Here is a 26,988-nt window from a genome sequence, read left to right as displayed (position 1 = left end):
GTTTTGGTGCCAGAGACAACGCCTTTTTCCACTTAGACTTCCATCCCGTTGAAAGGATTGAAGCGGCGGCGATCCAGTCCCACCCCTGCCGCTCGGCAGACCGTCTTGGCTCCGTACTTGACGTTGAGGCGGTCGAGCGCCTGGTAGAGGTTGATCCGCTGCTCGGTATCCTCGAAGAGCTGGATCTGGTAGCTGCCGTGTACCAAGGCACTGAGTCGTACGCCGATCAGCCGCAGGGGCAGGTGGGAGTCATAGAGTCTGCGAAAAAGGCTCTTCACCACCGGGATCAGGTGATGATCAGCGGAGGTGTAGGGGATGTGCTGCTGCAGGGAGTGGGTGTCAAAGTCTGCATAGCGCACTTTGACCGTCACGCAGGCGCACATCTGCTGGCGGCGGCGCAGGGTGCTGCTGAGTTGCTCGGTGATGGTGATGAGGTTGGTTTCGAGTTTTTTCCCATCGTTGCTATCCTTGCCAAAGGTGTTTTCCGAGGAGACGGACTTGGCCTCCGAGTAGGGGATGATCGGCCTTCGGTCTATTCCGTTGGCTTTTTCCCAGATCATCTTTCCCTGCTTCCCAAAGTCTCTTTCCAGCGCGGTGATGCCCATCGCTTGGAGTTGGGAGACCTGGCGGATTCCCATCGTTTCGAGTTTTTGGGTGGTTTTTTCGCCTATCATGGGGATTTTTCTGACAGAAAGAGGGGCGAGAAAGGCCCTTTCCTCCCCGTAGTGAATCTGCCTCTCGTTGTTGGGCTTGGCCTCGCCGGTGGCGATTTTGGAGACGGTCTTGTTTTCGGAGATGCCCATGGAGATGTTCAGCCCCGTCTCGCGGATGATTTTTTGGCGGAGCTCCTTGGCCAGCTTGACGCTGCCAAAGAAGCGGTCCATTCCCGAGAGGTCTATGTAAAACTCATCCACGGAGGCTTTTTCAAACACCGGGACGGCCTCTCGGATGATTTCGGTCACCTCGCTGGACTTTTGGCTATACTGCTCGTAGCTGCCAGGGACGACCACAGCCTCGGGACAGAGTCGCAGTGCCGTCCGCATCGGCATGGCGGAGTGGATGCCAAATTTCCGCGCCTCGTAGCTGCAGGATGCGACGACCCCTCGGCCTGCCGCACCGCCCACCAAGACCGGTTTCCCCACGAGGCTTTGGTCCAAAAGCCGCTCGACCGAGACAAAAAAAGTGTCCAAGTCCATGTGTACGATGCATCGTCTGTCGCTCATCTATTGTTTATATTATTGACAAAATAGTGTTTATAATATAGTCAAATTCCATAGATTTGAGAACGAGCGACGACAGGACTCGTCTTGTTTTTGCCAAAAAAGAAAAGCCATGCATGTCAATTCCAATCTCAAACTGCTTCGGAAAAAGAAAGGCCTGACCCAAGAGTCCATGGCCGAAAGCCTGGCGATCAGCCGGTCCAAGCTCGCTGGGTACGAATCCAGCATCAATCCTCCGCTGGAGACCTTGATCCTGCTCTCGGACTTTCTGGGCGTGTCCACGGACATCCTCCTGAGGGAGGATTTGGGGACCTACTCCGAGTACAAGCTGCGGGAGCTGCTGGAGACGGACCAGTTTCTGCGCGGGCGAAAGCTGCGGATCCTGGCCACGACCGTGGATGCGGAGGGACGGGAGCTCATCGAGGTGGTGTCGCAGCGTGCCAAAGCGAGCTATTTGGCGGGGTTTTCAGATCCGGAGTTTGTGGCGGAGCTGCCTAGGTTTTCCCTTCCTTTCCTGCCCGGGGACAGAAAGCACCGGGTCTTTCAGGTGGATGGGGACTCCATGCTGCCGATTGCCGATGGAGCCTGGATCGTCTGCGAATACATGGAGGATTGGACGCAGATGAGGGATGGCGAGCGCTATGTGGTGGTGACTGAGCAGGAGGGGGTGACCTTCAAAATCGCCTACAACCGCATCTCCGCTTCGCAAAAATTGCTGCTTTGCTCGGCCAATCCCATCTATGCGCCGTTTGAGGTAGGAGTGGAGCAGATCAGAGAGGTCTGGAAATATCGCTTGGCGATGAGCTAGACAAGCCCCCTTGGTCGGCATCAGACGTAGAACCAACTTGCAATCCCATGCCTGTCATCCCTTCCCCCATCGGCAATATCCGCATCAGCTCTCAGGAGGGCTGCCTATCAGGGCTGCGCTTCACGGAAGAGGAGCCGGATCTGCTGGTGCTGGATCAGGTACTGCTGAGCACCATGCAGCAGCTGGAAGAGTATTTTGAAGGAAAAAGACAGGTTTTTGACATGCCTATTGGGTTGGCCGGCACCGAGTTTCAGCGCAGGGTGTGGATGGAGGTCGCCAAAATTCCCTTCGGAGAGACGACCACCTACTTGAAGATTTCCCAAAGGCTCGGAAACCCAGCCGCCATCCGGGCAGTGGGAGCGGCCATCGGAGCCAATCCCATCCTAATCGTCCTGCCTTGCCACCGCGTGTTGGGCAGTGACGGTAAGCTCACCGGCTATGCGGGTGGCTTGAACAGGAAAAAGGCCCTCTTGGAAGTGGAAGGGCATGCGTTTCAGGGAACGCTGTTTTTGTAGTTTGGTCTAGCTCCTGTTTTCGAAGCCGATGAGCCTGTCATTTTGAATGAAAGCGGTTCATCCTCAGTTTTCTAGCTCTACGATTACCTCAATCTCCACGGCCATATTGTTGGGAAGCGCTGCTACTCCTACCGCGGATCGCGCATGCTTGCCCTTTTCTCCAAATACTTCCACCATCAAATCCGAAAAGCCATTGATCACCGCAGGATGCGCGGTAAAATCCGGGGCTGAATTGACCATCCCCAGCACTTTCACAAACTGTTTTACGCGGCTGAGGTCTCCCGTGGCAGCCTTGATGACAGCGATGATCCCAAGCCCAGTCTCTCGGGCAGCCTCATAGCCTTGCTCCGTGGTGAGGTCGTCTCCGACCTTCCCCAAGATGCTGGGGCCGCTGCCGGAGAGATAGAGTAGGTTGCCGACCTGCTTCCATTTCACATAGTTGGCGATGGGCTGGCTTACTTCGGGGATCTCCAGGCCGAGCTGCTTGATCTTTTCTTCGGGTGTTTGGGCGTGGGCGGAGAGTGCAAGTCCGCATGAGAAAAAGATGGCCAGGGCAAAAAGCGTGTTTTTCATAGGTTGGGAGGATCAAATGTCGTTTCTAAGCTAGTCGATTCTGGCTATTTTTGGCAATCTTTTTACCCCAGTCCCCATGTCCACGCTGAAGATTGTTTCCTACACGCCAGAATTGAAACCCTACTTTGCCTCCATCAACAAAGCCTGGGTGAGCCGCTACTTTTCCCTGGAACCCTTTGATATCGCCCAACTAGACTCTCCGGAAGAGACTATTTTGGACAAGGGCGGCGTGATTCTCTTTGCCGTGCTTGGGGAGGAGGTAGTGGGGACGGTGGGCCTGATGCCGATGGAGGGCAATGCCTGTGAGATGATCAAAATGGGGGTAGATCCCGCTGCCCAGGGGCGGGGAGTGGGCATGGCTTTGGGACAAGCCCTGATAGCCCAAGCCAGGCAAATGGGCTTTGCCGAGATGGTTTTGTACTCCAATTCGATTCTGGATAGCGCCCTGCGGCTTTACGAAAAGATGGGCTTTGCGAGAGTGGAGATGGACTGCGGAGCATACGAGCGCTGCAATGTGAAAATGGAGCGAAAGCTCTAGGCTAGGGGGATTCCTAACTTTTATCAGTTTTTCGGCTGATTATTTACCAAGCCAAGTGTGCACGGAAATTGAGAAATTGAGAACTAAATACAATAGCCTCTATGAAGATTGTTTTAGTTCCTTTTGATTTTTCCCCGCACTCTCTCGCGGCGCTGCAGACCGCGCGGCGGGTCAGTGCCAAAAACCAGGCAAGGATAATCTGTGTGACGGTGATTCCCTCGGAGCTGGATTGGGATCTGCTCTCGGACGAGGCCAAGGCAAAACACCCCGAACTGATCGAGCAGCAACAGGAAGCCATGGAAGTGCTGCCGGGGTACATCAAGTCCGTCGCACCGGTCAAGTCCCAGTTTGAACAGATCGTAAAAATCGGCGTGCCCTATGAGCAGATCCTGCGGGTGGCCGAAAAGATGGCGGTCAATATGATCGTGATCGGCGCCCATGGCAAAGGCTACTCCTCGGGCAACTTCGTGGGCTCCACGCTCCAGCGCGTCATCCGCTTTGCCCACTGCCCGGTCCTAGCAGTAAAAACTCCCCTGGATGGCAATGCCTTCCGCAAGATCGCTTTTGCCACAGTTTTTAACTCGGCAGGAAAGGCCGCTTTTGAAAAAATCCTTCCCCTTGCCCGGGTATTCAAGTCCTCCATACACCTGCTTTTTGTGAATACACCGGAGCACTTCACCACCTCGGCCAAGTCGGAAGAAGACATGGCGGAGTTTGGTCGGGGACACGAGCAGTTTGTGATCCACAGACACGTGTTCAACGACGTAGATGCCGAGCATGGCATACGCGGCTTCTGCGAAAAACACAACATCCGATTGGTGGGAGTGGCCTCCGGGGAGCATCTCCACGCTCCGGCCTACCAGATAGGCACCACGGAAACCCTGATTTTCAAATCTGACTTGGGCGTACTGAGTCTGAAAGCCTGACTACCAGAATCGGAAGCGCTTCTCGTAGATTCTGTTTCGGAAGATCCAGTTGTCCCAGATGTCTGGCGACAGGTAGATCTCCAGGCCTAGGCTCAGCGTCATGTAGCCATCGTAGCGATGGGTCAGTCCCGACCCGCGCCTCACGCGTCCATTGTTTCTCAGGATTGCATCCACGTCTGGCTCGCCGTTGTCAAGCAGAAACTGCGGGTTGCGGATCGCCAGGCGGAGCCTGTCCGGGTTGCTGCCGGAGGTATAGTCCTCGACCAGATCCAGGTAAAATTCGGAGACGTTGTACGCAGAGATGTCGTCCATGTAGTCGGTGAGGGTGAATCGGTAGTTGCCCTCAAACTTCATGTCCATGTACACGTTCAGCTTGTATTTGAACCCGAGACCCATCGGGAAAACCACGATATACTTCTCGTAGGGGTTGTTTTCCAGCTGTAGGGGCCGTAGGTCCACCCATCGCCCGTTCAGCTCTGCTTGGGGATTGTTGGTGGACATGCCAAGTCCGGCAAAAATGTAGGGATTCCAAAGGTGGCGGGTGATGTTGTTTACCTTCACCGGATGCCAATAGTACTCCACCAGTGCGGCAACTTCGACGTTGGAAGCCCTGAAGTGGAGATCCCGAGGCGTACGATAGGCGCGGGGGTCAGAAGGAGGATCGGATCCAGACATCTTGTAGTAGGTGCCTTCCAGCCTTGCCTTCAGATTGGTGCCAAAGATGTAATTGACCGCAAGGTTGGCGTTCCATTCGGGCTGCACGCCCTCATTGTACTTCCAAAACGAATAGAGCTCTCCAAAATACTGGGTAGGACCGAGACCGGCGGAGATGGACCAAGGCTCCTCAAAGCGGTAGCGATAGAAACTCTGGGAAGAAGCCTCCCATACTATCAGGTATAAAATGAGTGTAAGGACCTTCTTCATCGCGTAAAGTAACCCAGACCGAAAAAGTCCAAATCCGGGGGAAAATTACCCTATTTCTCTAATTTTTCAAATCCGGATCTCAAATGCAAATCACGCTGTGGAAAGGGGATTTCGATGTTTTCCTCCGAAAAGCGCTTGAAGATCTCATAGTATAGTTGGCTTTTGAGCACCCGTGGTTTGTTGACGTACTCCGAGGACCATACCCTTAGGTTGAAGTTTAGGCTGCTGTCCCCGTAGCTGTCAAACAGGACGTCGCTTTCCGGGTTTTTCAGCACGCCTCCATTGGCCCGGGCCACCTCGAGCAGGATCCGTCTGATCTTTTCCGGATCCTCCTTGTAGGCGACCCCGACCGGGAAATTGAACCGTATCCTGCGCTCGTTGTGCGACCAGTTGATGACTTGGTTGTCGATAAACTGGCTGTTGGGGACGATGATGCTGATGTTGTCGTTGGTCAGGATGGTGGTGGATCGGCCAGAGATCTTGATCACGTCGCCGGTCACGTCGCCTACTTCGATGCGGTCGCCTACCTTGATGGGCTGTTCGAGGAGGATGACCAGGCCAGAAATGAAGTTGTTGGTGATGTTTTGGAGGCCAAAGCCTATACCTACGCCTATCGCTCCCGCCAGTACCCCAAAGGCAGAAAGGTCAATGCCGTTGGTCTGGAGGATGGAGAAAATACCGGCGAGGATCAGCAGGTATTTGACGATCGTCCCGATGGATTCCCGGGTGCCGATTTCGATCTGGCGTTTTTGGAGGATTTTCTGGACTAGGAGCTTTCTGATCCATTCCGCCACGATGAAGAGCAGCGTGAATGAGATCACCAAGGTCAGAATCAAGCCCACCGTCAACTTGGAGTCCCCGAGGGAAAACAGGTTTTGGTTCAGGATTTTTTCCAGCCATTCCAGGAATTCGTTTTTATCTTTCATTGAAATTTGGGCGAGAATAAGGGGTTTCATTTTGATTGAGAATATATTCAAAATCGGGCTACTCCTCCGCCAAATGGGATTTTAAATTTGAAGTTTGTTTGGCTTCGGAATAAAATTCTGAATCTAATTCTTCCAAATCAGGTTTTTAGAACAATTGACTGAATTCGTTTAATTTTGGACTATGAGTAAGCAAAGAGAAGAGCTAGAGCACCGCCTTAGACTCAGGCATATCAAACTTTCGGACTATGACGACATCCGCGACATCATGGTCTCCATCTACAAAAACCAAGGCGGGGCCTGGACCAAGGCTGAACTGAAAAACCAGCTCAAGGCTTTTCCCGAAGGGCAGATCTGTATCGAGGACAACGGCAAAGTCATCGCCGCGGCGCTGAGTATCATCGTGGACTACGCGAAGTTTGGCGACAACCATACCTATGACCAGATCACCGGCTACGGCAAGTTTGATACCCACGACGATGACGGGGACACGCTCTATGGCACCGACGTTTTCGTGCACTTCGACTACCGGGGGATGCGCCTCGGCAGACGCCTCTATGATGCCAGGAAGGAGCTCTGCGAAAACCTGAATCTCCGCTCCATCATCGCCGGAGGCCGTATCCCAGGCTATTCCAAATACGCCGACGAGATGACTCCGCGGAAATACATCGACTTGGTCAAAAACCGCGAGATCTTCGATTCAGTACTTTCCTTCCAGCTCGCCAACGAATTTCACGTCCGCAAGGTCATCACCAAATACCTGCCGGAAGACACCGACTCCCGAGCCTACGCGACCCTGCTGGAGTGGATCAATATCTACTACGAAAAGGACGAAAAGCTCATCGGCAACAAGAAATCCATCGTCCGTCTCGGCCTGGTGCAGTGGAAGATGCGCCGCTTTTCGAATGTGGACGACCTCATGCAGCAGGTGGAGTTTTTTGTCGACACCGTCTCTGGCTACAAGTCGGACTTCTGCCTGCTCCCGGAGTTTTTCAACGCGCCACTGCTCGCCGAATTCAACGACATGGATGCCTCGGAAGCGATCCGAAACCTCGCCGACTACACCGACGAGATCGTGGGCCGCATGAGCGAGTTGGCAGTGTCGTATAATGTGAACATCGTCGCTGGCTCCATGCCGGAATATGACGGCAAAAAGCTTCGCAACGTCAGCTACCTCTGCCGTCGTGACGGTACCCAGGACAAGCAGTACAAGCTTCACATCACTCCGGACGAAGCGGCCTATTGGGGCCTGCAGGGCGGTAATGGCATTCACGTGTTTGATACCGACGCAGGACGTATCGGCATCCTGATCTGCTACGACGTGGAGTTTCCCGAGCTGGGCAGAATCCTCGCCGAGCAGGAGATGGACATCCTTTTCGTCCCCTTCTGGACGGATACCAAAAACGCCTTCCTTCGCGTCAACACCTGCGCGAAGTCCCGTGCGATAGAAAACGAATGCTACGTCGCCATCACCGGCTCAGTGGGCAACCTGCCCAAGGTCGAAAACATGGATATTCAATATTCCCAGGCGGCGATTTTCTCCCCCTCGGACTTTTCCTTTCCCCATGATGCCGTGGTGGCCCAAGCCTCCGAAAACGAGGAAACCATCATCGTGGCCGACGTGGACCTCGACCTGCTTACCAAGCAGCGCAAGGCCGGAAGTGTCAGAAACCTCGAACAGCGCAGGCTGGACCTCTACTCAGTACAATGGAAACAGAAAAAATAGTCAGCGAATACCTCGCACCGGTGCCCGAAGCGATCTTCGAAAAGGCCAAATCCATCAAAGTCCTCATCACCGACATCGACGGCGTCATGACCGACGGAGGCATCATCTATGCCGATGGGGAAGTGGAGCTCAAGAAATTCAACGTGAAGGACGGGCAGATCGTCCAGCATCTCCGCAAAGGGAAGATCCTGGTCGGTGCGATCACTGGCCGAAACTCGCCGGTGGTGGAGTTTCGCCTCGAAGAGCTCAAGTTTGATTTTCACTACCATGGCATCCGGGACAAGGGGAAAAAGCTCGCCGAGGTGCTGGACATCATGGAAGTGTCGCTCGATGAGGTCGCTTTCATAGGAGACGACCTGAACGATCTGCCGATCATGAGCCGCGTAGGGTTGGTATTTGCGCCTGCGGATGCCCTGCCTTATGTAAGAGCCGCGGCGCATTACACTTCGAGATACGATGGAGGCAAAGGCGTATTCCGCGAAGTCGCCGATATCCTCCTCCATGCCAAAGGACAACTCGTACCCCTGATTGATTCCCTATCCCAAGCCGAATGATGACACGAACTACCCATACCATGACCATCAGAGAGGGCATTGTCCTCGGATCTGACAAGCCTGTTCTTTTCTCCGGCCCTTGCGCCGTGGAGAGCTATGATATCTGTATCGAGATCGGTACCAAAGTGAAAGCTTGGGCCGAGGAAAATGGCTTCTCCTACGTTTTCAAGGCTTCTTTTGACAAAGCCAACCGCACCTCCTCGGGTTCCTTCCGAAGCATAGGCATGGACAAATCCCTGGAAGTGCTCCAGCGCGTGGGCAAAGCCCTGGACGTGCCTCTAGTGACAGATATCCACGAAAGCTACCAAGCTTCCGAGGTGGCCGAGGTGGTAGATGTGCTCCAGATTCCGGCATTTCTTTGCCGCCAGACCGACCTGCTTTTGGCTGCGGGGAATACTGGGAAGGCAGTGAAAATCAAACGAGGCCAGTTCATGGCTCCCGAGGACATGCAATATGCGGTCACCAAGATCCGCTCCACCGGCAACGAAAACGTCTGCCTCACCGAGCGCGGTTTTTCCCTGGGCTATCACAACCTCGTGGTGGACATGCGCGGACTTCCGATCATGCGCCAGTTTGCGCCGGTGGTCTTTGACATCACGCACTCGGTGCAGCAGCCTGGTGGACAGGGCGGTACCAGCGGTGGACAGCGGGAGTTTGCGCCGATCTTGGCGAGAGCGGCTGCGGCGACCGGCATTGACGGCTTCTTCATCGAGACCCATCCCGAGCCAGCCAAAGCGCTCAGCGATGGGCCCAACCTCATTCCCCTGCATCGCATGGGCGATTTTCTCTCCATGCTCAAGGAAGCTTGGACGCTGGGACGAAAGTATCAGGATTTCAGCGTGCAATAGCCGCCACTGTTTTGACAAAAAAACATAAATGCCACAGACGCACCGACAGATGGCTGAGTCTGTGGCGTTTGTTTTTATTCCCTCTCCCAATGCCCTTGGATGTTGATTTGAACCGGGGGGATTGGACTTGTTTTATGGGAGGACTATATTCAGCAGATCAAAAAACACCTATGAAAAACCTGCTTCTAGTTGGACTCTTTTTAATTGTATTCCATCCGATTTTTGCTTTTCAGAACGCGTCAGACCCCATTTCTACTCTGCTGAGGGCAAGAATGGAGGTGGAGGATCCTACGATGAAGCCCAGCATTGCAGGGGTGGATTTGGAAAACAGCGAGCTGATCCACAGGTTTTACGCAGATCGCAATTTTGAGGCGGTTTGGTCTAAAAGCGGCGTGCTCTTGGAACTGGCCTACGAGATGAGGTTTGAGATACGACAGTCCAAGTTTGACGGACTCCTGCCAAGCGACTATCACCTCACGATGATCGATGCTTATTTCCAGACTTTCGAAGGAAACAAGTCCGCAAAAAAGCCAAACGACACCGGGCAACTGGTCGATCTGGAGCTGCTGCTCACGGATGCTTTTTTTCTGCTTTCCCGAGATCTGGAGCTGGGTAAGGTCGATCCCACCAGCCTGAAAGGCAGCTGGGAGATCGTGAGAAAAAGCAGCCGGATGAGCTACCTTGACCTGCTCAATCGGGCCGTAGCCGAGCAGGAAATCCGCAGAAACCTAGAGCGCCTTTATCCCAAATTTTCCATCTACAAAAAGGGGCGGGAGGTGCTGCGCGCAATGGACGAACGCACCAAGACGGACACGCTGGACTGGAAGCCCGTGAAGCTGGACAAGTCGATCAAAGTGGGGGACAGCCATGCCTTCATTCCGGTGCTGAGGGAGCGGCTCAACTATTGGGGCTACGCCAAGAGCGACTCGGCGCGGGATTCCAAGCGCTACGACTCCGCGATGTTCTTGGGAGTTCAGGCTTTCCAGCTCAGAAACGGCATGGAGCCGGACGGGATCATCGGTAAAAACACCGCCCTGGGACTCAATGCTTCACCACTTATGCTCTTCGAGAAAGCTGCGGTCAACCTCGAGCGCTTGCGCTGGCTGCCCGATACGGTGCAAAACCTGGAAATGATCCTGGTCAACATCGCCAACTACCAGCTGGACTACGTGGACAAGCTGGACACGCTGCTTTCCGCGCGCGTGATCGTGGGCAAGCAGTATCACGAGTCCCCGATCTTCACCGCGGAGATGAGCTATATCGTATTTAGCCCCTATTGGAATATCCCCCCCTCTATCGCAAGAAAAGAAATCATCCCGGCAGTGAGGAAAAACCCAAACTACCTCAACCAAAAGAACATGGATGTGGTGACTTTTTCCGGCAAGCAGGTAGATCCCGCCAGCATCAACTGGTCTGCCCGATCCTTTCCCTACATGATCCGCCAAAAGCCGGGTGGCAGCAATTCCCTCGGCTTGGTGAAGTTTATGTTTCCTAACAGCCACAATGTTTACATCCACGACACCCCGACGCGTTCGCTTTTTGCCAAGGAAGACAGGGCCCTGAGCCATGGCTGTATCCGTATCCAAAATCCGGCGCAGTTTGCCCAGATGCTGCTAAAAGATGATCCGAGCTGGACACCCGAGAAAATCGATCAAGCCATGCACCAGACCAAGGAGCAGATCGTGAGCCTGCCGCGCAAGATTCCCGTAGTCCTGCTTTACCTGACCTTCTGGGCGGATTCCAAAGGACAGCCCCACTTCCGTCAGGATATCTACGATCGGGATGCGGAGATTTTGGAGGCTTTGAGGAAGTAGGCCTGACAAGTGGCTGTGGAGTTTTTCTCAGATTGGGAAAAAACAGCCTCGCTTTTTTCGAGAGATTAATAGTCGCTTTGTGGGTGGGTGCAGCGCTAATTTGTTGTTTTCTAGCTTCTTGCGTCTTGTGTCTAAAGTCTTGCGTCTTTCTGTACGGACTTTGAAATGTTGCAGACGATACCAAATCGCCTGTTATGAAAAAGATCCTCATCCCCATCGCCGCTGCTATGACCGTAGCTTTTGGCTTGTTTTCCTGCTCTGATTCGGATATTTCCGCCGAACTGGAGCAAAGCCTCCTGAGCGAAGAGACAGAAATCGTGGAATCTGGACAGACGGAGCAAATCCGCTCTTTTTATGCCTCACGGGACTTTGCGAGCATTTGGCTCGATGGCAATGGGCTCTCTGGAAAAGGAAAGGATATGCTGGCCCGGATTGAAGAGTCGAAATACGATGGTCTTCAGCCGGCAGACTACCATCTGGACCAGATCGCCGAGCTGGCCTCGAATCCGGAAAAGGATAAAAAGAAGTTTAAGGGCCTTTCGGATGAGGAAAAAACCAGACTCGAGCTGCTCCTGACCGATGGGTTTTTCATGCTCGCCCATGATCTGGAAAAAGGAAAGGTCAATCCCTCCAAGCTGGATCCCAATTGGAAATTTGAGGAGAAAAAGACCGAGGTAGACTACGTCGCTTTGCTGGGCGAGATCGCCGATGGAAGTGCTGTGGACAAGGTTTTTGCGAGACTCTATCCCAATTCGGAGCTTTATGCCAGAGGCCGTGAGGCGATTTCGGAACTTTACGAAGTTCAGAAAAACGATACGCTCCAGTGGGAATTTGCCCGTGTAGACGGAGCAATCCACGTGGGAGAGAAGCATGAAGCGATCCCTGCTTTGCGTAAGCGTCTGGTTTTTTGGGACTTTTTGGATGCTTACGACACGGACGAGCCGACACTGTTTGACTCGACTATGTTTGCTGGGCTGCAGCGCTACCAGGAGTCGAACGGCATGAAGCCCGACGGAGTCATCGGAGCGCTGGTGGCCGAATCACTGAACAAGTCTCCCCAAGATCTCATCGACATTGCCGCGGTCAATATGGAGCGCCTCCGCTGGATGCCGACGATAGACTGGGATCAGGAGATGGTGCTGGTCAATGTAGCCAACTATCAGCTAGACTACCTGCAAAAGGCCGATACTGCCTTTACCGCCAAGGTGATCGTGGGCAAGGAGTACAGCGAGTCACCGACTTTCACCGCGCCGATGAGCTACATTGTGTTTAGTCCGTATTGGAATGTGCCGCCCTCGATCACAGCCGACGAGATCATTCCGGCGGTGGAGAAAAACCCCAACTACCTTTCGCAGAAAAACATGGAAGTGGTGAACGGGAATGGCGAACCCGTAAACGCTTCGAAGGTAAACTGGTCAAAGGAAACCGGCTATCGCGTACGCCAGAAGCCGGGCGGGGACAATTCCCTGGGACTGGTGAAGTTCATGTTCCCCAACGAGTACAATATCTACATCCACGACACGCCTGCGCGAAGTCTTTTTGAAAAAGAAACCCGAGCGCTGAGCCACGGCTGTATCCGCATACAGCATCCGGATCAGTTTGCGAAAATCCTTCTTGACGACGCCAAATGGGATGAGGAAAAAATCCTGGAAGCGATGAACAAAGGGGAGGAGCAGACGGTGAAGCTGGACCGAAAAATCCCCGTGGTACTGCTCTACATGACCTTTTGGGCTGGCAAAGACGGAAAAGCCAACTTCCGCTCAGACATATATGACCGGGATGCGGCGCTGCTGAAGGCGCTGAAAAGCGGGAAATCAGGCCTTGATGAGGCTTGATTTCTCCAGGTAGCTTGCGTCTTTGCCAAAAATGAAGAGCAGAGAGCCGTTTTTGATCAGGTCAATCGCCTTGGCTGAAAGCTCGCTGGGAAGGGCAGGACATCCAAGGCTACGTCCAAGTCGGCCGACCGACTTGGCAAATTCCTCCCGCGCATAATCCGCTCCGTGGATGACGATCGCGCGGTTGCGGGCTTGGTCGTTGAAGCCTTTTTCCAAGCCGTCCAAACGCAGTGAATAGCCGTGTTTGCCGTTGTAGGTTTCCGCAGTCGTGTAGAATCCCAGGCTGCTTTTGAAGGATTCGGGCTGGTTGGAAAAGGATTTTGCCATCAGCTCGCCGGAATTTCTGCCATGGGAAACGACGGAATTCAGCAGAATTTCGCCCTTTTCGGGATCGATGATCCACATTCTTTTGGCAGTAGAGGGCAGGCTGAAGTCTATCACCGTCAGGACTTTTGACTTGAGTTTGTCCTGCATTTTGGTCCAGCCTTGGATGGCAAGAGTGAAGACTTCCTTGGAGGGCAGGCTACCGCGCTCACCCTTCAATCCCTCGTAGCTCAGCGTCACCGGGTCGGCGCTGGAGATGGGCTGGGAGGTTTTTTCGGTAAGACGTGGATTTGGAAAGATGCCGATGAACAGCAGAAAGGTGATAATCACGGACTGGTAAATCATACGCTACTGGGGTGAATCTGCAAATTTAGGGTGTTGTCCCGTTGATTCAAACGATCTAATTGTCAAGTTCTTATAAATTGGGCTAAAAACTTGTGGATTTTTCAGGGGAACCACCATCCCTTGCTTTTGGTTCTAAAGATGGCTCGGTTTGGGCTGATTTTAATAGGCAAGTTTAATTCCGTAATTTTGCCGTTCTCGATTTTCGCAGAGCCCAAAAGGCGGATAAAAAACAAAAAATCCAAACAAAAGTCGCAAGACGCTTGTTTCACCCATTCATGAAAGTATCGGTATATCGCAAAGAGCACTTCAACGCCGCGCATCGTCTGTACAACCCCGCCTGGTCTGAAGAAAAGAACGAAGCCGTGTTCGGCAAGTGCAACAACCCCAGTTTTCATGGCCATAATTACGAACTGGTCGTAAAACTCAGGGGGGAGATCGATCCCGAGACTGGCTATGTCTTTGATATGAAAGTATTGAGCGAGCTGATCAAAAAGCACGTTCTGAACAAGTTTGACCATAAAAATCTAAACCTGGATACCGATGAATTCAAAAATCTCAACCCGTCTGCAGAAAACATTGCAGTGGTTATTTGGAATATTTTGAGGGAAAAAATTGATCGGAAATTCGAATTAACGATTCGGCTTTATGAAACAGAAAGGAACTTTGTTGAATACGATGGGAATTGACCTGACTGGCTCTTCTTTCGACGAAATCGGGGAAGAACATGTGGGTTCCTCTCTGGAGACTCCCCTGCGGGAGGACGCTTTTGCGATGACCGACGAGCTGAAGATTGAGCTGATCGAGAAGCATTTCAAGGAAATCATGAATATCCTGGGCTTGGATCTCTCGGACGACAGCCTCAAAGGTACCCCACATCGCGTGGCCAAGATGTACGTGAAGGAGGTCTTCAGCGGCCTAAATCCCAAAAACAAGCCTGCGGCGAAGCTTTTTGAAAACAAATTCAAGTACAACGAGATGCTGGTGGAGAAGGACATCACGTTCCATTCCCACTGCGAACATCATTTCGTGCCCATTTATGGTAAGGCGCATGTGGCCTATATTTCCAATGGTCATGTGATCGGACTGTCCAAGATCAATCGCATCGTACAATATTACGCCAAGCGCCCTCAGGTGCAGGAGCGGCTGACTATGCAGATCGGCAACGAGCTGAAGCAGGCCTTGGGTACCGAGGACGTGGCCGTGATCATGGATGCCTACCACATGTGCGTAAGCTCCCGCGGCGTGCAGGACACCAACAGCACGACGGTGACGTCCTTCTACTCCGGCAAATTCGAGCGGGAGGAGCAGAGCCGAAACGAATTTCTGAACTATATCAGTCTGGAGAAATAAGGCTGAAGCGATAAATAGTAAAACCGGGCTGGGAGGCTCGGTTTTTTTGTTTTCTGCTGAAATCGCTTTGTTTCTACATTTGCGAGTCGTCCGAAATTCTATTTGGACGAAGGTGTTTTTTCTGGGTTTTGTCTGCTGTCCCAGATAGAAAGAATATGGATTTCAGTTGGCCGTATATCATAAAAAATCAGGTAAGCCTTCAAAATTACCACTCTGGCATTCCCGTCTTTGGTGAGCCTTCCGATGAAGTTGTGCCGGACGATTTTCTCAATCATGGAGTCAATCTCTTCCAACAGTTTCAGGCCGTAGGTGTTGCTTTTGTTTCGCTGGATATAGAACTGGAGAATTTCAGTAAGTTCTGCATTGGCACGATTTGACCAGATTACTTCTTTGTCAGCCATTCTTTCATCTCAGAAATGACTTGGCTATGGGGCTTTGATTTCCCATCTGCGATTTCTTGTCGGCCCGAATTGATTGCTTGTTGCTGTTCCTCTGAAAGCCCGAAAACTGGCTGCTCGGCTGAATCTAGCAAGGTTTGAAGAGCTTTTAGAAACTTCAGGTCTTGGGAAGATTGGATTCTGGAAATCAAATCGTTTTTCAGGTCGGCAACCGTATCCATGTGTTTTTTTGTTTGCTAAGACTAAAATAAGGATTCGGCATGAAAAGTTCGAGGTGTCAAAATCTGAGACTTGCATTTTTCTGTCCATCGAAATAGATAGATTTAGGAATGAAGCACTTTTGTTTTGTGTGGGTATTTGCAATGCTATCGTTTTCCTGCACCCAGCCGAAATCCGAAAAATCCTATTTCAATACCGTCACAGGCTCTTTCCCCATCGACTCTATGGGTTTGACCCTGATCCACGAGCATATGCTGGTGGATTTTATTGGGGCAGATTCGGTCAGTTTGGAGCGATGGAACCGGGATTCGGTAGTCGCCAAAGTCCTTCCTTACCTTTTGGACGTGAAGCAATATGGCGTAAAAACCATTTTTGACTGTACGCCTTCCTATCTTGGAAAAGATCCGATTTTGCTCCAGGAGCTCAGTGAAACGTCGGGAATCCGAATCGTGACCAACACCGGATACTACGGCGCGGTGGGCGGAAAATACTTGAAGGAGCATGCCTTTTCGGAAACTGCCGAACAGCTGGCGGATAGGTGGATAGATGAATTTGAAAACGGAATCGAAGGCACGGGCATCAAACCGGGCTTTATCAAGATCTCGGTCAATGAAGCCGCCACGCTTCGAGAAATCGATGCCAAGTTGGTGAGAGCGGCGGGAATCACGCATCAGAAAACCGGCCTTCGCATCGCCTCCCATACAGGCACTTGGGCTACCGCGAGTCAGGAGTTGGCGATTTTGCAGGAAATGGGAATAGACCCTTCAGCCTTTGTTTGGGTACATGCCCAAGCGGAAGCCGAATTTGAAAACTACCAAAAAGCAGCCAAAATGGGCGTTTGGATCAGCCTGGACGGGATAGGCTGGAGCGTGGCGGAGTACGTGGATCGGCTGGTTTTTGCGAAAGAAAAAGATCTGGTGGGTCAAGTGCTGATTTCCCACGATGCAGGCTGGTACGATCCAGCCAAAGTGGATGGTGGAGACTTTGTCCCTTTTACCAATATCTTCGAAAAGCTGATTCCAGTCTTGAAAGCCAAAGGATTTACCGATGCGGATTTTGAGCTTTTATTGGTCGAGAATCCCAAAGGGGCTTTTGGGCTCCCGACAACCCTCCAAGGGTTTTGAACCCTTGGAGGGTTAAGACTGGAGTTCTACATATTCAACTTGGCCATCGCCGCTGTATGGGATAGAAATAGCGCCTTCGCCATTTCGATCTTTTTCAGCGTCTTTTCATCTCCCTCCGGTACCATGTCCCTCACCGTATCCAGAGCCTTGAGGTAGTAGTCTAGCCAGGTATCCAAAATGTCCTGTTCCGCTGCCGCGTCCCCTCCGCCTGCGATGGCCGCTTTGCTGAGTCGGTTTTCGATTGCCAGGCGATTGGAGGCCTCTGCGACGAGCATCTCCAGCATTTTTTCGGCGGTTTTGCCGTCGGCATTAAGTAACGTATAGGCAGAGACCAAGGCGGCCGTTCCTACGTTGACCATGGTTGTTTGGGAAATCTTGTCCAGACGGTCATTGTCGGTGTGGTAAAACTGGTCGGTGAAGTGCCAAAGCAGCAGCCCGGGAATATCCGCCTGCAAGAAAGGCGTGTGATCCGAACCTCCCTCGAAAGGATTGGTCTTCACTACCCAGTCCGCATATTCTCCTTGAGCCTTGAAGTTGGTCAGGATAAAATCATTGAAATAGTGCGGTTTCATCTGCTCTTTGGAGAGTGGCTCGCCGCCCCATTCGCTGTGCTTCTCCTCACCCCGAGTCCAGATGGCGCTAGGATCGGGCATCTTTTCGATCAGGAAGGTGCCTCCGGTGACCTCGGTGTTTTCGCCCACCATGTCCAGGGAAATGCCCCATTTGATCTCCGGGTCGCGTTTTTCCTCCTCCTGTACGTAGCGGCGGGTGGAGATGATCTCGTCTCCCCAGAGGAAGGTCAGCGTGCGCTTCAAATCGAGTTTCCCTTTTTGCATCAGGTCGGCTGTAATCTCCGCCATCTCCAACTGGGTGCCGACGCCAGTAGCGTTGTCATTGGCGCCGGGCTCCTGGATGTGGGCGGAGAAAACGAGGCTCTCCAGCGGGAGTTCGCTGCCCTTGACATTGGCGATGATGGTCAGCTCCTCCGATTCGTAGATCTTGGTTTGGACTTTTGTCAGGACTTCTACTTTGCCTTTTGTCAGCGCGACTTTGAGTTTTTCTTTTGCTGCGAAAGAGAGCGCGATCGCCCAGGCCGGATTTGTCTCATCGTAGCGCATGCTGCGAAACTGGATAGAAGTCGTGTTTTTCTCCGGCTGCAAGTAGGCAGGCATGTCATAGGTCAAGGCTCCCAAAGCACCCTTTTCTCTCACCGCAGACTGGAGTGTACGGTAGGGGACTTGGTCGGAAAAGACAATCTTCCCTGAAAGATCCTTAGATGCCAGTTCTTCCTTGGAGGCGATGTAAACCACTTCTCCGCTCAGACCCGCGTCTGGGGTCGAGCTGGAGTAGAGGTAGGTCATGTTGCGGTTGGTCTCTGAGGAAAGCAGAACTTCATCGCTTCCCAAAATCGTAAGCGAAGCGGAGACAGGCTCCCAAGTCGGGCGATCCATCTTCCGCTTTTCGATGCGATAGGTGAGTCGGTCGGAGGGCTTTGCCTTTTCCTCCCGGATATAGCCTGCTGCTTCCAGCTTTTCAGCGATGCGATGGACTGTTTCGTTAAATCCTGTATTCCCTGCGACTCGCCAGTATTTTTCCACAAAACCGACGGTCTCATAGGCCAAATCTCCCTGAAACTCCGGTCTGACCAACTTGAAATAGGGCTTGGTGATCGGTTCAAGAGGTTGTTTTTGGGCTTGCGCAAAAAAGCTCAAACAAAGGGCAAGGAAGGTAAAGGCGGTTTTGGTTTTCATTGTAAAACTTGAAAAAAGGGCTTTGGACTCGCTAGATACGAGTTTGGCTAGTTCTTTCCGAGGCCAAATCGCAGTTTGTAGGTCAAATTGACGTACTGGGCAAAGGTCTTTTCCGCCCCATAGGCAGAAAGACTGACAGCGTTTTTTAGATTGGGATTCTTGGAATTCCACTCGGCTTCAAGCTCTGCCATCACGCCAAGCCTTTGAAGTTTGTTTGTGCTATAGGAAGCGAAAGGATCACCAGTGAAATAGGACCGAAGGTAGGTTTCTCCACCCAGTTGCAAAGAGGGCCCTGCCGCCAGAGATAGGTTGAAGCCGGAGGGACTTTGGATGAGGTCATATTTGATTGAGGGGGTGAAGAAAATGCCGGAGGATTGTTCCTTGTTTTGATCTCCCGAGCCTTCGGGCAGTGATTTTTCATAGAGTGTACCCAAAGATTGATAAAAGGAAAGCCCAAGATTGAAAGAGGTGCGCTCCCGGAACTCTATATTGAATTCGTTGGTGAAATTCATTCCCCAAAGGGAATTGCTTCGGTCGATTGTAGTGCCTGCTCCAATGGTATAGGACAGTTTCGGTTTGTCCTGAGCTTTGGAGATAAATGGAGTAGCGACCAGCAGGAAGGTGGCTAGCAAGAGTTGATTTGCTTTCATAGATAGAATGGGTTTTGTGTTGAAAAACCCAAACATATACTAAGTTCATTAGGTCAGAAATGTGTTTGATTTTCTTTAACTAAACAATTGTTAAAAATTGGGCAACTTTGGTCTTAATGGATGTGAAAAGCCCTTTGACAGGCTCAGGAGCCGATTGTTCGACATCAACCCTCCAAGGGTTCAAAACCCTTGGAGGGTTTTTCGATCCTGAGGCGTCACTACTGGCTGTTGCAATTTTCCAATCTTTCAATTTTCCAATTTTTCAATCCCAGCTCCGCCAAACATTATTCCGAAATATTCCAAGAAGGTTTCCTCGTTTTCCCTGACCTGCTTACCTTTGCGCATGGCAGAACAAATCCTCATCCTAGATTTCGGTTCCCAGTACACACAACTCATCGCCCGACGAGTTCGAGAACTGAACGTTTATTGCGAAATCCACCCCTACAACAAGATTCCCGAGATCACCTCCGATATCAAAGGCGTGATTCTTTCCGGCTCCCCGTGCTCCGTGCGAGACGCGGATGCGCCAGATTTGGACATCGACCAATTCCGCGGCAAGCTGCCCCTGCTGGGCGTATGCTACGGAGCGCAGCTTTTGGCGAGCAAATACGGAGGAGAGGTGTTGCCATCTACCATCCGCGAGTACGGCCGCGCCAACCTCGACCATATCGACCTGCACCACGACCTGCTGAAAGAAATGACCCACGGCTCCCAAGTGTGGATGTCCCACGGGGATACGATCAAGGAGCTTCCGGCTGGATTTGAGGTCATTGCGAGTACTTCCTCTGTTCGTGTAGCAGCTTTCAAAGTGGAAGGTGAAAAAACCTACGGCATCCAGTTTCACCCAGAAGTGACGCACTCATCTGAGGGTAAAAATCTCCTCAGAAACTTCGTGGTAGGCATTTGCGGTTGCTCACAAGACTGGACTTCGGATGTCTTTATTGACGCAACGGTCGCAGATCTGAAGGAAAAAATCGGCTCTGACAAGGTCGTGATGGGTCTCTCTGGAGGAGTTGACTCTTCTGTGGCTGCGACTTTGATCCACCGCGCGATTGGCGATCAGCTGACTTGCGTGTTTGTGGACAATGGCCTGCTGCGCAAAAACGAGTTTGAAGAAGTACTCGACTCCTACAAGCACATGGGCCTGAACGTGATCGGGGTAGACGCCAAACAGCGTTTCTACGATGCCTTGGCCGGACTGACCGATCCAGAGGCGAAGCGCAAGGCCATCGGCCGCGTGTTTATCGAGGTGTTTGACGACGAGGCACATAAAATCGACGGCGTGAAGTGGCTGGGACAAGGTACCATCTACCCAGATGTGATCGAGTCGGTTTCTGTAAAAGGCCCTTCCGCTACCATCAAATCCCACCACAACGTGGGCGGCTTGCCGGACTTCATGAAGCTTTCCGTCGTGGAGCCGCTGAATACGCTTTTCAAAGACGAAGTACGGGAAGTAGGCCGTGCGCTGGAGATCGTAGAGACCATCATCGGTAGACATCCTTTCCCAGGGCCTGGCCTTGGTATCCGTATCTTGGGGGACGTCACCGAGGAAAAAGTCAAGACGCTCCAAGAGGTTGATCACATTTTTATCAAAGGCCTCAAAGACCACGGCCTCTACGACCAGGTCTGGCAGGCTGGAGCGATGCTTCTGCCTATCCAGTCCGTGGGTGTGATGGGTGACGAAAGAACCTATGAGCGGGTAGTCGCACTGAGGGCGGTAGGATCTGTGGATGGCATGACCGCTGACTGGATCCATCTTCCATATGAGTTCCTCGGCAAGATGTCCAACGAGATCATCAATCGCGTGAAGGGAGTCAACCGCGTCGTGTACGATATTTCCTCCAAGCCACCGGCAACCATCGAGTGGGAATAATTCAATTTGGAATTTTTGATTTCGGAAATTCGATTTAAAAGGATCCGAATTTGTCCTCCAAGGGTTTAAAATCCCTTGGAGGACTTTTTTTGATAGGAAGACTTTGGGGGAAATGTTGTGGAACTCATAAGAGTGCCAAAAAAATCAGGCAGGCTCGATGTGGATCAGCACGTGTCCCAGTTCCTGGAGCTCCCTACGCAGCCGATCCTTCAAGGCATGGGCGATGTCATGGCCTTCCCTCACAGATAGACTGCCGGTCACGGTGGCATGCAGGTCGACGTGGTATTTCATCCCTGCTTTGCGGATAAAACACTTTTCCGTGCCTTTGACTCCTTCCACTTGCAGGGCGATTTTTCGGATTTTTTGCGTCAGCTCCTCGTAGTTGTCCTCGTCCATCACCTCACTCAGTGCGGGTCTGAATATCCCGTAGCAATTGTACAGGATAAAGACGCAGGCGATCAGCGCGGCATAGTCGTCCGCCACCTCAAAACCTTCGCCACCGAAGATGGCTACCGAAATCCCCAAAAATGCCGCCACAGAGGTGAAGGCGTCGGATCGGTGGTGCCAGGCTTCGGCCTTGAGGGAGGAGCTTTGGATCTTTTTAGCCCGCTTCATCACCAGTTGGTAGGAGCTTTCCTTCCAAATGATGATCGCACCCAGCACGATCAGCGTCCAGGGCTCCGGAAGGGAATGGGGCGTTTGGATGTTTTGGATGGCTTGCCAGGCGATGGCTACCGCCGAAACGACGAGGAAAACGACGACCAAAAAGGTGATCAGAGGCTCCGCCTTGCCGTGACCGTAGGGGTGGTTTTCGTCGGCAGGGCGCTCGGCATATCTCAGCCCCATCAATACGAGGAGGGAAGAGAAGATGTCCACCGTAGACTCAATGCCGTCGGCGATCAGGGCGTAGGAGTTGCCAAAGATCCCCGCCAAAAACTTGATTCCGGCCAGGACGGCGTTTCCCAGCATGCTGAAAAGGACGGTACGAATGGCGAGGTTACTCATGGGCTTTGGTACAAAATGCGAATTTCGGCCTTTTGGTCGGGAATTTTGGGCAAAAGCAGTCTTAGGAACTGTTTTGCTTTTTCCCCAACCAAAAAAGACCGCTTCCCACGGCGATAAATAAGGCCGTCATCCAGACCGATTGGGAACTTACCTGAAGCATCAGCCAAAGGCAGGCCAGCGTGCCCAGGATCGGGACAGTATAGCCGCCCCTGAGGATAAACCGTCCTTTTTCCCGAAACCGAGGTCGCAGCTTGGGGATCGCCGCGCAGCTCATGATGTAGAGAAAAAGCCGTGACAGCACCGTCATGGCAGCCAGTACGGTGAAGGTACCGAAGGCGGAAAGCATAAAGGCGGCGACGCCGAAGAAGACTACGGAGTTGGCTGGGGTGAGAAAACGGGCGTGCACCTTGCCAAACCAGCCGGGAAGCGAGCCATCCAAGGCCAGCGCATAGGTGACTCGGGTAGCCGAAAACATCGAGCCGATCAGGTTGGCGACGACGGAAGCGACTACGCCGACCATCAGCAGCACCGCTCCCACATCTCCGAAAAGCGATGCGGAAACGTCCAAAAGCGGGGTTTTGGTATCCGCAAGATTTGGAATGGCTGCCTGGGATACGAGCTGGATCAGCATATAGAGCACGGTGACCACGGCCAAACCAAACAGCAATCCCAAGGGCATGTCCCGCTCGGGTCTTTTGGCCTCTCCGGCTGGTACCACCGCTCCTTCGAAGCCTACAAAGGCATAGATCAGAAGCAGGGCGGTACTTCCCAAGTCAGAGGAAGAAGGCAGGGACGACTGGAATGAGGGAATCACGTCTTTTCCCAATACCGCAAATCCGCAAATGGGCAGAAGGATCAGCACGGCAAATTTGATGACGGTGACCAGGGTCATGGACCGGATGGACTCCAGGGAGCCGAGGACGTTGACCAGGCTCAAGGCAAGGCAGACCATCGCAAGCGTGGCGAGTCTGCCGCCTCCAAGCCCCGCGGAGGGCAGGAAATACGCGATGCTGTCCGTGAGCAAAACGGTGTTGGCGGAGAAGGAAATCAGCCTCGCCAAATAGTAGAGCCAGCCTCCCTGAAATCCAATGAAAGGCCCAAAGGCCAGGGTGCCATACCGGATCGGGCCGCCGGTGCCTCGGAAGTAGCTCCCCAGCTCCGCAAAGCAAAGGATCACCGGAAGCATGAGCAGGGCGCAGAAGGCGTAGACCAAGACGCTATACTCTCCTGCCAAGGCGAAAGCGCCGCTCGGAAGCCCAAAAATTCCCGCGCCGATCAGGCCATTCACCACCAGCATCCAGATTCCCCAAAACCCCAGGTTTCTGGGCAATTTTTCGGTGTTGGCTTCTGCTGTGTTGTCTTGGGTCACGCGGACTTGTTTTGGGGTGATGGCTCTTTTTGGGAAGATAAAGAGAAAGTCCAAAGAACAAAATCCCTTCTACGGGATTGGTCAGGTCGGGGAAAGGAAGATGCTGGTTTGTAAGAAAATCGGCACTTAGCTGACCCATGCCTAGCTTCCCAATTTTTTCCGGACCCATTTCTCCATTTCCACTGCGTGAAAGACAATCAGGGCCATGCCCCCGCTGAATAGAAGCTCGGTGATATCCAAGGCTTGGGTTCTGAAGATGTCGTTGAGCCATGGAAGGTAGATGACCGCAAACTGGAGCGCCATCGTGAATCCGACGGAAGCCAGGAGAGGCCTGTTGCTCAGCAAGCCTTGTCGGAAAAGGAAAGTCCGGTCGCTGCGCACCGCCATCACGTGGGCGAGCTGGGAAAAGGAGAGCACCGAGAAGACCATCGTCTGCCAATGCCAGCTTTGGCGGATCGCCCAAAACTGGGTGAACAAGGTGACTCCTGCCATCAGCATCCCCACCCAGACGATATGGTATCCTACGCCTTCGGCAAAAAGGCTCTGCTTGGTCGGGCGTGGAGGGCGGTTCATCAGGTCTTTCTCCGGTTTCTCCCCGGCAAGTGACAAGGCCGGAAGCCCATCAGTGACCAGATTGATCCAGAGGATGTGGATGGGGAGGAGAGGATTGGGGAGTCCCAAAAAGGGAGCAAGGCCGATGACCCAGATCTCTGCCCCGTTGCAGGTCATGATGTACTTGATGAATTTGCGGATGTTGTCGTAGATGCGACGGCCCTCTTTCACTGCCTTGACGATGGTGGAAAAGTTGTCGTCCAGAAGGATGAGGTGGGCGGCTTCTTTACTTACATCAGTTCCGGCGATGCCCATCGCCACGCCGATGGTGGCAGCCTTGAGGGAAGGGGCGTCATTGACCCCGTCGCCGGTCATAGCTGCATAGTGTCCCTTTGCTTGCAGGGCCTGTACGATCCTCAGCTTCTGCTCGGGAGCTACCCGCGCATAGACGGTCACCTTTTCCACCTGCTGCGCAAATTCTTTTTCGCCCAGCTTGGCAAGCTCCGCCCCGGTGAGAACCAGGTCACCCGCTTGCCAAATCCCGACTTCCTCCGCTATCGCTTTTGCCGTCGCAGGGTGGTCTCCGGTGATCATCACCGGCCTAATCCCTGCCGTCTTGCACTCCTGGATGGATGTTTTCACCTGTTCCCTTGGGGGATCGATGAGTCCGGTTTTCCCGAAATACTCCAGTCCAGCCTCCAGCTTTTCCCACTCGGATTCCGCGGGTAGCTCGGGGATCAGCTTTCCGGCAAAGGCAAGGACGCGCTGTCCCTTCTCGGCCCACTTTTCAGACGAGACCTTCAACTCTTCGGCGGCGGTTTGATCCTTCAATATGGCGGAGACCGACTCCGAGGCACCTTTGCAGAGCACCAATACCTGGTCGCCAAAGCGGTGCAGGGTACTCATGCGCTTCCGGTCTGAATCAAATGGAACCTCGCCGATCCTGGGAAATGAGTCGCTGATTTCTTGATAGGCGGAGGCCGATATGTCTTCGAGGAGTCGCTCCACGAGCGCCAGCTCGGTGGCTTCGCCTTCAGGCTTCCCAGCTTTGTCGAGGAGTACATCGTGGCAGAGCGCCATGCCCAGTTGGAGATTGGAAAAGTCCGGCGAGATCTGCTGCTGCTTTCCCTGATCAAGCTCGACCACCGTCATTTTGTTTTGGGTGAGCGTGCCAGTCTTGTCCGTACAGATGTAGGTCACGGAGCCAAGGCTCTCCACGGCGGGGAGCTTGCGGATCAGGGCGTTTTTTTTCGCCAGTCTACCTGCACCCAGTGACAGTGCGATGGTGATCAGCGCGGGCAAAGCTTCGGGAATGGCCGCCACCGCCAAGCTGACCGACAGCAGCAGCACTTGGTAGATGTCTTCTCCCCGAGCCGTTCCGGCCACGAAGAGCAGGGCACAGATTCCCAAAATAAGATAGGAGATCACCTTGCCAAAACGGGCCATGCGCTGCTGTAGTGGGGTCACGGGAGTAGCTTCCTGCAGCAGCCCGGCGATCTTTCCAATTTCGGTCTTCATGCCGGTACCTACGACCAGCCCTGTTCCCCGGCCGTTGGTGACGAGTGTGCCCTTGAAGGCCATGTTGGTTTGGTCTCCGGCGGCGAGGTTTTCCGCGTCGATGGGGTGGAAGGACTTGTCTACAGGGACCGACTCGCCTGTGAGGGAAGATTCGTCTACTTTTAGCGAAAAGGTCTCCATCAGCCGAATGTCTGCGGGTACCATATTGCCGGCTTCGAGCAAGACAACGTCTCCCGGTACGAGTGATTTGGACGGCAGGGTTTGGACTTGGCCGTTTCGGATGGCTTTGGTTTGGGTTTCGGTCAGCTTTTTCAGGGATTCCATCGCTTTTTCCGCGCGATATTCCTGCACAAAGCCCAAGACCGCATTGAGTACGATGATGACGAGGATGATGATCGTGTCGGTGAGGTCTCCCACGACTCCGGAGATGACCGCGGCCGCGGCGAGTGTCAGGATCATGAAGTCCTTAAACTGGTTTAGAAAAAGCAGCCAAGCCGGCTTTTTCTTCTTTTCCTCCAGTGCATTTGGGCCGAATTCCTGAATTCTTTTCTCCGCTTCTGCGTCGGAAAGCCCCTCTTTTTGCGAATTGAACGTGGTGAAAAGCTCGGAGAGGGGGTGCTGGTAAAAAGTCATGGCTACGGCTCGTTGGTAGGCCTTAAAATACAAAGGACTGGCGAGACGCGGGAGGCTATTTCCGGAAGCGTGGGGATTTTTTCTTCCCCAAATAGCTTCACCTGAAGCAAAGGTTTCTCCGAGGTCTAGTTTGGCGACATGAAGATCCGCTGCTGGTAGTGGAAGTTGAGTAGGCTGAGTACCTCGCCAAAGGCCTCAGCTGCCTTTACTCGCTTGTCTTCGACCTTTCCGCCTAGCAGGCGGTTGAGCAGGAGCCCATAAACCCCGTTTAGGCAGATCTGGATTTCGTTTCCGGGATCCACACCGTTGGCTTCCACGATGGCATCGAGGATAAAGGGCTTCGCTTTAGAGTAGGAGTCGAAGTAGGAACGGTCGGATTTCAGCAGCTTCCAGTGCAGGTTTGCCAGGTTTTCCACGAGGTCGTTGAGTTCTCTTAAATGTCCTTTTTCCAGGGTTTCCTGACTTTTCATCTTTTCCAAAATGGACTCCAGCCAGGCGGTGATCTCCGTTTTTTCCTCATCCGAGACCGGGTAGTGCGACACGACATACTGGCGGATTTCCTCCATGTTGCCCTGATAGGAGCGGATCAGATCCTCCATCTGGTACATGTAGATGAGGTATTCGCCTATATTTTGGGACTTTTTGCGCTCAGCGACGGATTTCATTTTTGTGG

26 protein-coding genes are annotated in these 26,988 nt (G+C 52.9%); 13 read left to right on the top strand and 13 right to left on the bottom strand.

Annotated features, from left to right (window positions below; translation table 11 throughout):
• Positions 1–32: 32 nt before the first annotated feature.
• Positions 33–1,223, bottom strand: a complete 1,191-nt coding sequence (gene dinB / locus J0A68_RS14410; RefSeq protein ID WP_206578923.1) for a DNA polymerase IV — start codon at positions 1,221–1,223, stop codon at positions 33–35.
• Between the two features lie 109 nt (positions 1,224–1,332).
• Between dinB and J0A68_RS14405 the strand changes: the two genes are divergently transcribed.
• Positions 1,333–2,028, top strand: a complete 696-nt coding sequence (locus tag J0A68_RS14405) for an XRE family transcriptional regulator (protein WP_206578922.1) — start codon at positions 1,333–1,335, stop codon at positions 2,026–2,028.
• A gap of 47 nt (positions 2,029–2,075) precedes the next feature.
• A complete protein-coding gene (locus tag J0A68_RS14400) occupies positions 2,076–2,543 on the top strand; it encodes a methylated-DNA--[protein]-cysteine S-methyltransferase (protein WP_206578921.1) in 468 nt (155 codons plus the stop codon).
• 63 nt (positions 2,544–2,606) lie between these two features.
• On the opposite strand, the gene J0A68_RS14395 is transcribed toward J0A68_RS14400, so the two are convergent.
• Positions 2,607–3,116, bottom strand: a complete 510-nt coding sequence (locus J0A68_RS14395; RefSeq protein ID WP_206578920.1) for a RidA family protein — start codon at positions 3,114–3,116, stop codon at positions 2,607–2,609.
• Positions 3,117–3,192: 76 nt separating this feature from the next.
• On the opposite strand from J0A68_RS14395, the gene J0A68_RS14390 reads away from it, so the two are divergent.
• Positions 3,193–3,654 (top strand): GNAT family N-acetyltransferase, encoded by a 462-nt coding sequence (locus tag J0A68_RS14390; RefSeq protein ID WP_206578919.1) that lies wholly within the window; start codon positions 3,193–3,195, stop codon positions 3,652–3,654.
• A 101-nt stretch (positions 3,655–3,755) separates the two neighbouring features.
• A complete protein-coding gene (locus tag J0A68_RS14385; RefSeq protein WP_206578918.1) occupies positions 3,756–4,580 on the top strand; it encodes a universal stress protein in 825 nt (274 codons plus the stop codon).
• Here the strand turns inward: J0A68_RS14385 and J0A68_RS14380 are convergent, their stop codons facing one another.
• Both J0A68_RS14380 and J0A68_RS14375 read right to left on the bottom strand, forming a co-directional pair.
• Positions 4,581–5,504: a hypothetical protein gene (locus J0A68_RS14380; RefSeq protein WP_206578917.1), complete on the bottom strand. Its 924-nt coding sequence runs from the start codon at positions 5,502–5,504 to the stop codon at positions 4,581–4,583.
• Between the two features lie 50 nt (positions 5,505–5,554).
• On the bottom strand, positions 5,555–6,430 hold the full coding sequence (locus J0A68_RS14375; protein WP_206578916.1) for a mechanosensitive ion channel family protein: 876 nt from the start codon (positions 6,428–6,430) through the stop codon (positions 5,555–5,557).
• Positions 6,431–6,611: 181 nt separating this feature from the next.
• Between J0A68_RS14375 and J0A68_RS14370 the strand changes: the two genes are divergently transcribed.
• The 5 genes from J0A68_RS14370 (at position 6,612) to J0A68_RS14350 (ending at position 13,204) form a co-directional block, all read left to right on the top strand.
• Positions 6,612–8,153 (top strand): bifunctional GNAT family N-acetyltransferase/carbon-nitrogen hydrolase family protein, encoded by a 1,542-nt coding sequence (locus J0A68_RS14370; RefSeq protein ID WP_206578915.1) that lies wholly within the window; start codon positions 6,612–6,614, stop codon positions 8,151–8,153.
• On the top strand, positions 8,135–8,707 hold the full coding sequence (locus J0A68_RS14365; protein ID WP_206578914.1) for a KdsC family phosphatase: 573 nt from the start codon (positions 8,135–8,137) through the stop codon (positions 8,705–8,707). The genes J0A68_RS14370 and J0A68_RS14365 overlap by 19 nt, the downstream gene beginning before the upstream one ends.
• A complete protein-coding gene (gene kdsA / locus J0A68_RS14360; protein ID WP_206579133.1) occupies positions 8,707–9,555 on the top strand; it encodes a 3-deoxy-8-phosphooctulonate synthase in 849 nt (282 codons plus the stop codon). The genes J0A68_RS14365 and kdsA overlap by 1 nt, the downstream gene beginning before the upstream one ends.
• 170 nt (positions 9,556–9,725) lie before the next feature.
• On the top strand, positions 9,726–11,369 hold the full coding sequence (locus J0A68_RS14355; RefSeq protein WP_206578913.1) for a L,D-transpeptidase family protein: 1,644 nt from the start codon (positions 9,726–9,728) through the stop codon (positions 11,367–11,369).
• Between the two features lie 194 nt (positions 11,370–11,563).
• On the top strand, positions 11,564–13,204 hold the full coding sequence (locus J0A68_RS14350) for a L,D-transpeptidase family protein (RefSeq protein WP_206578912.1): 1,641 nt from the start codon (positions 11,564–11,566) through the stop codon (positions 13,202–13,204).
• Here the strand turns inward: J0A68_RS14350 and J0A68_RS14345 are convergent.
• Positions 13,184–13,873: a murein L,D-transpeptidase catalytic domain family protein gene (locus tag J0A68_RS14345; protein ID WP_206578911.1), complete on the bottom strand. Its 690-nt coding sequence runs from the start codon at positions 13,871–13,873 to the stop codon at positions 13,184–13,186. The two genes, J0A68_RS14350 and J0A68_RS14345, sit on opposite strands and share 21 nt — an antisense overlap.
• A 275-nt stretch (positions 13,874–14,148) precedes the next feature.
• Between J0A68_RS14345 and J0A68_RS14340 the strand changes: the two genes are divergently transcribed.
• Positions 14,149–14,559: a 6-pyruvoyl trahydropterin synthase family protein gene (locus J0A68_RS14340; protein ID WP_206578910.1), complete on the top strand. Its 411-nt coding sequence runs from the start codon at positions 14,149–14,151 to the stop codon at positions 14,557–14,559.
• Positions 14,519–15,223, top strand: coding sequence for a GTP cyclohydrolase I FolE (gene folE, locus J0A68_RS14335; RefSeq protein WP_206578909.1), 705 nt, complete (start codon positions 14,519–14,521; stop codon positions 15,221–15,223). The genes J0A68_RS14340 and folE overlap by 41 nt, the downstream gene beginning before the upstream one ends.
• Positions 15,224–15,321: 98 nt before the next feature.
• Here the strand turns inward: folE and J0A68_RS14330 are convergent, their stop codons facing one another.
• Together J0A68_RS14330 and J0A68_RS14325 are read right to left on the bottom strand one after the other, a co-directional pair.
• On the bottom strand, positions 15,322–15,624 hold the full coding sequence (locus J0A68_RS14330; RefSeq protein WP_206578908.1) for a type II toxin-antitoxin system RelE/ParE family toxin: 303 nt from the start codon (positions 15,622–15,624) through the stop codon (positions 15,322–15,324).
• On the bottom strand, positions 15,606–15,842 hold the full coding sequence (locus J0A68_RS14325; RefSeq protein WP_206578907.1) for a hypothetical protein: 237 nt from the start codon (positions 15,840–15,842) through the stop codon (positions 15,606–15,608). The genes J0A68_RS14330 and J0A68_RS14325 overlap by 19 nt, the downstream gene beginning before the upstream one ends.
• A gap of 108 nt (positions 15,843–15,950) precedes the next feature.
• Between J0A68_RS14325 and J0A68_RS14320 the strand changes: the two genes are divergently transcribed.
• On the top strand, positions 15,951–16,964 hold the full coding sequence (locus tag J0A68_RS14320; RefSeq protein WP_206578906.1) for a phosphotriesterase family protein: 1,014 nt from the start codon (positions 15,951–15,953) through the stop codon (positions 16,962–16,964).
• 26 nt (positions 16,965–16,990) lie between these two features.
• On the opposite strand, the gene J0A68_RS14315 is transcribed toward J0A68_RS14320, so the two are convergent.
• Positions 16,991–18,715 (bottom strand): M28 family peptidase, encoded by a 1,725-nt coding sequence (locus J0A68_RS14315; protein WP_206578905.1) that lies wholly within the window; start codon positions 18,713–18,715, stop codon positions 16,991–16,993.
• A gap of 47 nt (positions 18,716–18,762) precedes the next feature.
• Positions 18,763–19,365 carry an outer membrane beta-barrel protein gene (locus J0A68_RS14310; RefSeq protein WP_206578904.1) on the bottom strand — a complete coding sequence of 201 codons (603 nt, stop codon included), beginning with the start codon at positions 19,363–19,365 and terminating at the stop codon, positions 18,763–18,765.
• 343 nt (positions 19,366–19,708) lie between these two features.
• Between J0A68_RS14310 and guaA the strand changes: the two genes are divergently transcribed.
• On the top strand, positions 19,709–21,238 hold the full coding sequence (guaA, locus tag J0A68_RS14305) for a glutamine-hydrolyzing GMP synthase (RefSeq protein ID WP_206578903.1): 1,530 nt from the start codon (positions 19,709–19,711) through the stop codon (positions 21,236–21,238).
• 144 nt (positions 21,239–21,382) lie between these two features.
• Here the strand turns inward: guaA and J0A68_RS14300 are convergent, their stop codons facing one another.
• The 4 genes from J0A68_RS14300 to J0A68_RS14285 all read right to left on the bottom strand — a co-directional run bounded on the left by J0A68_RS14300 (position 21,383) and on the right by J0A68_RS14285 (position 26,980).
• Positions 21,383–22,243, bottom strand: coding sequence for a cation diffusion facilitator family transporter (locus J0A68_RS14300; RefSeq protein ID WP_206578902.1), 861 nt, complete (start codon positions 22,241–22,243; stop codon positions 21,383–21,385).
• Between the two features lie 61 nt (positions 22,244–22,304).
• Positions 22,305–23,612 (bottom strand): APC family permease, encoded by a 1,308-nt coding sequence (locus J0A68_RS14295; protein WP_317195120.1) that lies wholly within the window; start codon positions 23,610–23,612, stop codon positions 22,305–22,307.
• Positions 23,613–23,753: 141 nt separating this feature from the next.
• Complete coding sequence (locus tag J0A68_RS14290; RefSeq protein ID WP_206578901.1) at positions 23,754–26,315, bottom strand: cation-translocating P-type ATPase; 2,562 nt, start codon at positions 26,313–26,315, stop codon at positions 23,754–23,756.
• A gap of 125 nt (positions 26,316–26,440) precedes the next feature.
• Positions 26,441–26,980, bottom strand: coding sequence for a DUF4924 family protein (locus J0A68_RS14285; protein WP_206578900.1), 540 nt, complete (start codon positions 26,978–26,980; stop codon positions 26,441–26,443).
• Positions 26,981–26,988: the final 8 nt, after the last annotated feature.

Origin of the sequence: Algoriphagus oliviformis (assembly GCF_017254915.1) — a bacterium.
In the GTDB taxonomy this organism is placed as follows: Bacteria; Bacteroidota; Bacteroidia; order Cytophagales; family Cyclobacteriaceae; genus Algoriphagus; species Algoriphagus oliviformis.
This window is presented reverse-complemented; position numbering and strand designations above follow the sequence as displayed.

Coding starts and splice junctions, on each gene's coding strand:
- dinB (WP_206578923.1), bottom strand. CDS start 1,223: ATGAGCGACAGACGATGCATCGTACACATGGACTTGGACACTTTTTTT.
- J0A68_RS14405 (WP_206578922.1), top strand. CDS start 1,333: ATGCATGTCAATTCCAATCTCAAACTGCTTCGGAAAAAGAAAGGCCTG.
- J0A68_RS14400 (WP_206578921.1), top strand. CDS start 2,076: ATGCCTGTCATCCCTTCCCCCATCGGCAATATCCGCATCAGCTCTCAG.
- J0A68_RS14395 (WP_206578920.1), bottom strand. CDS start 3,116: ATGAAAAACACGCTTTTTGCCCTGGCCATCTTTTTCTCATGCGGACTT.
- J0A68_RS14390 (WP_206578919.1), top strand. CDS start 3,193: ATGTCCACGCTGAAGATTGTTTCCTACACGCCAGAATTGAAACCCTAC.
- J0A68_RS14385 (WP_206578918.1), top strand. CDS start 3,756: ATGAAGATTGTTTTAGTTCCTTTTGATTTTTCCCCGCACTCTCTCGCG.
- J0A68_RS14380 (WP_206578917.1), bottom strand. CDS start 5,504: ATGAAGAAGGTCCTTACACTCATTTTATACCTGATAGTATGGGAGGCT.
- J0A68_RS14375 (WP_206578916.1), bottom strand. CDS start 6,430: ATGAAAGATAAAAACGAATTCCTGGAATGGCTGGAAAAAATCCTGAAC.
- J0A68_RS14370 (WP_206578915.1), top strand. CDS start 6,612: ATGAGTAAGCAAAGAGAAGAGCTAGAGCACCGCCTTAGACTCAGGCAT.
- J0A68_RS14365 (WP_206578914.1), top strand. CDS start 8,135: ATGGAAACAGAAAAAATAGTCAGCGAATACCTCGCACCGGTGCCCGAA.
- kdsA (WP_206579133.1), top strand. CDS start 8,707: ATGACACGAACTACCCATACCATGACCATCAGAGAGGGCATTGTCCTC.
- J0A68_RS14355 (WP_206578913.1), top strand. CDS start 9,726: ATGAAAAACCTGCTTCTAGTTGGACTCTTTTTAATTGTATTCCATCCG.
- J0A68_RS14350 (WP_206578912.1), top strand. CDS start 11,564: ATGAAAAAGATCCTCATCCCCATCGCCGCTGCTATGACCGTAGCTTTT.
- J0A68_RS14345 (WP_206578911.1), bottom strand. CDS start 13,873: ATGATTTACCAGTCCGTGATTATCACCTTTCTGCTGTTCATCGGCATC.
- J0A68_RS14340 (WP_206578910.1), top strand. CDS start 14,149: ATGAAAGTATCGGTATATCGCAAAGAGCACTTCAACGCCGCGCATCGT.
- folE (WP_206578909.1), top strand. CDS start 14,519: ATGAAACAGAAAGGAACTTTGTTGAATACGATGGGAATTGACCTGACT.
- J0A68_RS14330 (WP_206578908.1), bottom strand. CDS start 15,624: ATGGCTGACAAAGAAGTAATCTGGTCAAATCGTGCCAATGCAGAACTT.
- J0A68_RS14325 (WP_206578907.1), bottom strand. CDS start 15,842: ATGGATACGGTTGCCGACCTGAAAAACGATTTGATTTCCAGAATCCAA.
- J0A68_RS14320 (WP_206578906.1), top strand. CDS start 15,951: ATGAAGCACTTTTGTTTTGTGTGGGTATTTGCAATGCTATCGTTTTCC.
- J0A68_RS14315 (WP_206578905.1), bottom strand. CDS start 18,715: ATGAAAACCAAAACCGCCTTTACCTTCCTTGCCCTTTGTTTGAGCTTT.
- J0A68_RS14310 (WP_206578904.1), bottom strand. CDS start 19,365: ATGAAAGCAAATCAACTCTTGCTAGCCACCTTCCTGCTGGTCGCTACT.
- guaA (WP_206578903.1), top strand. CDS start 19,709: ATGGCAGAACAAATCCTCATCCTAGATTTCGGTTCCCAGTACACACAA.
- J0A68_RS14300 (WP_206578902.1), bottom strand. CDS start 22,243: ATGAGTAACCTCGCCATTCGTACCGTCCTTTTCAGCATGCTGGGAAAC.
- J0A68_RS14290 (WP_206578901.1), bottom strand. CDS start 26,315: ATGACTTTTTACCAGCACCCCCTCTCCGAGCTTTTCACCACGTTCAAT.
- J0A68_RS14285 (WP_206578900.1), bottom strand. CDS start 26,980: ATGAAATCCGTCGCTGAGCGCAAAAAGTCCCAAAATATAGGCGAATAC.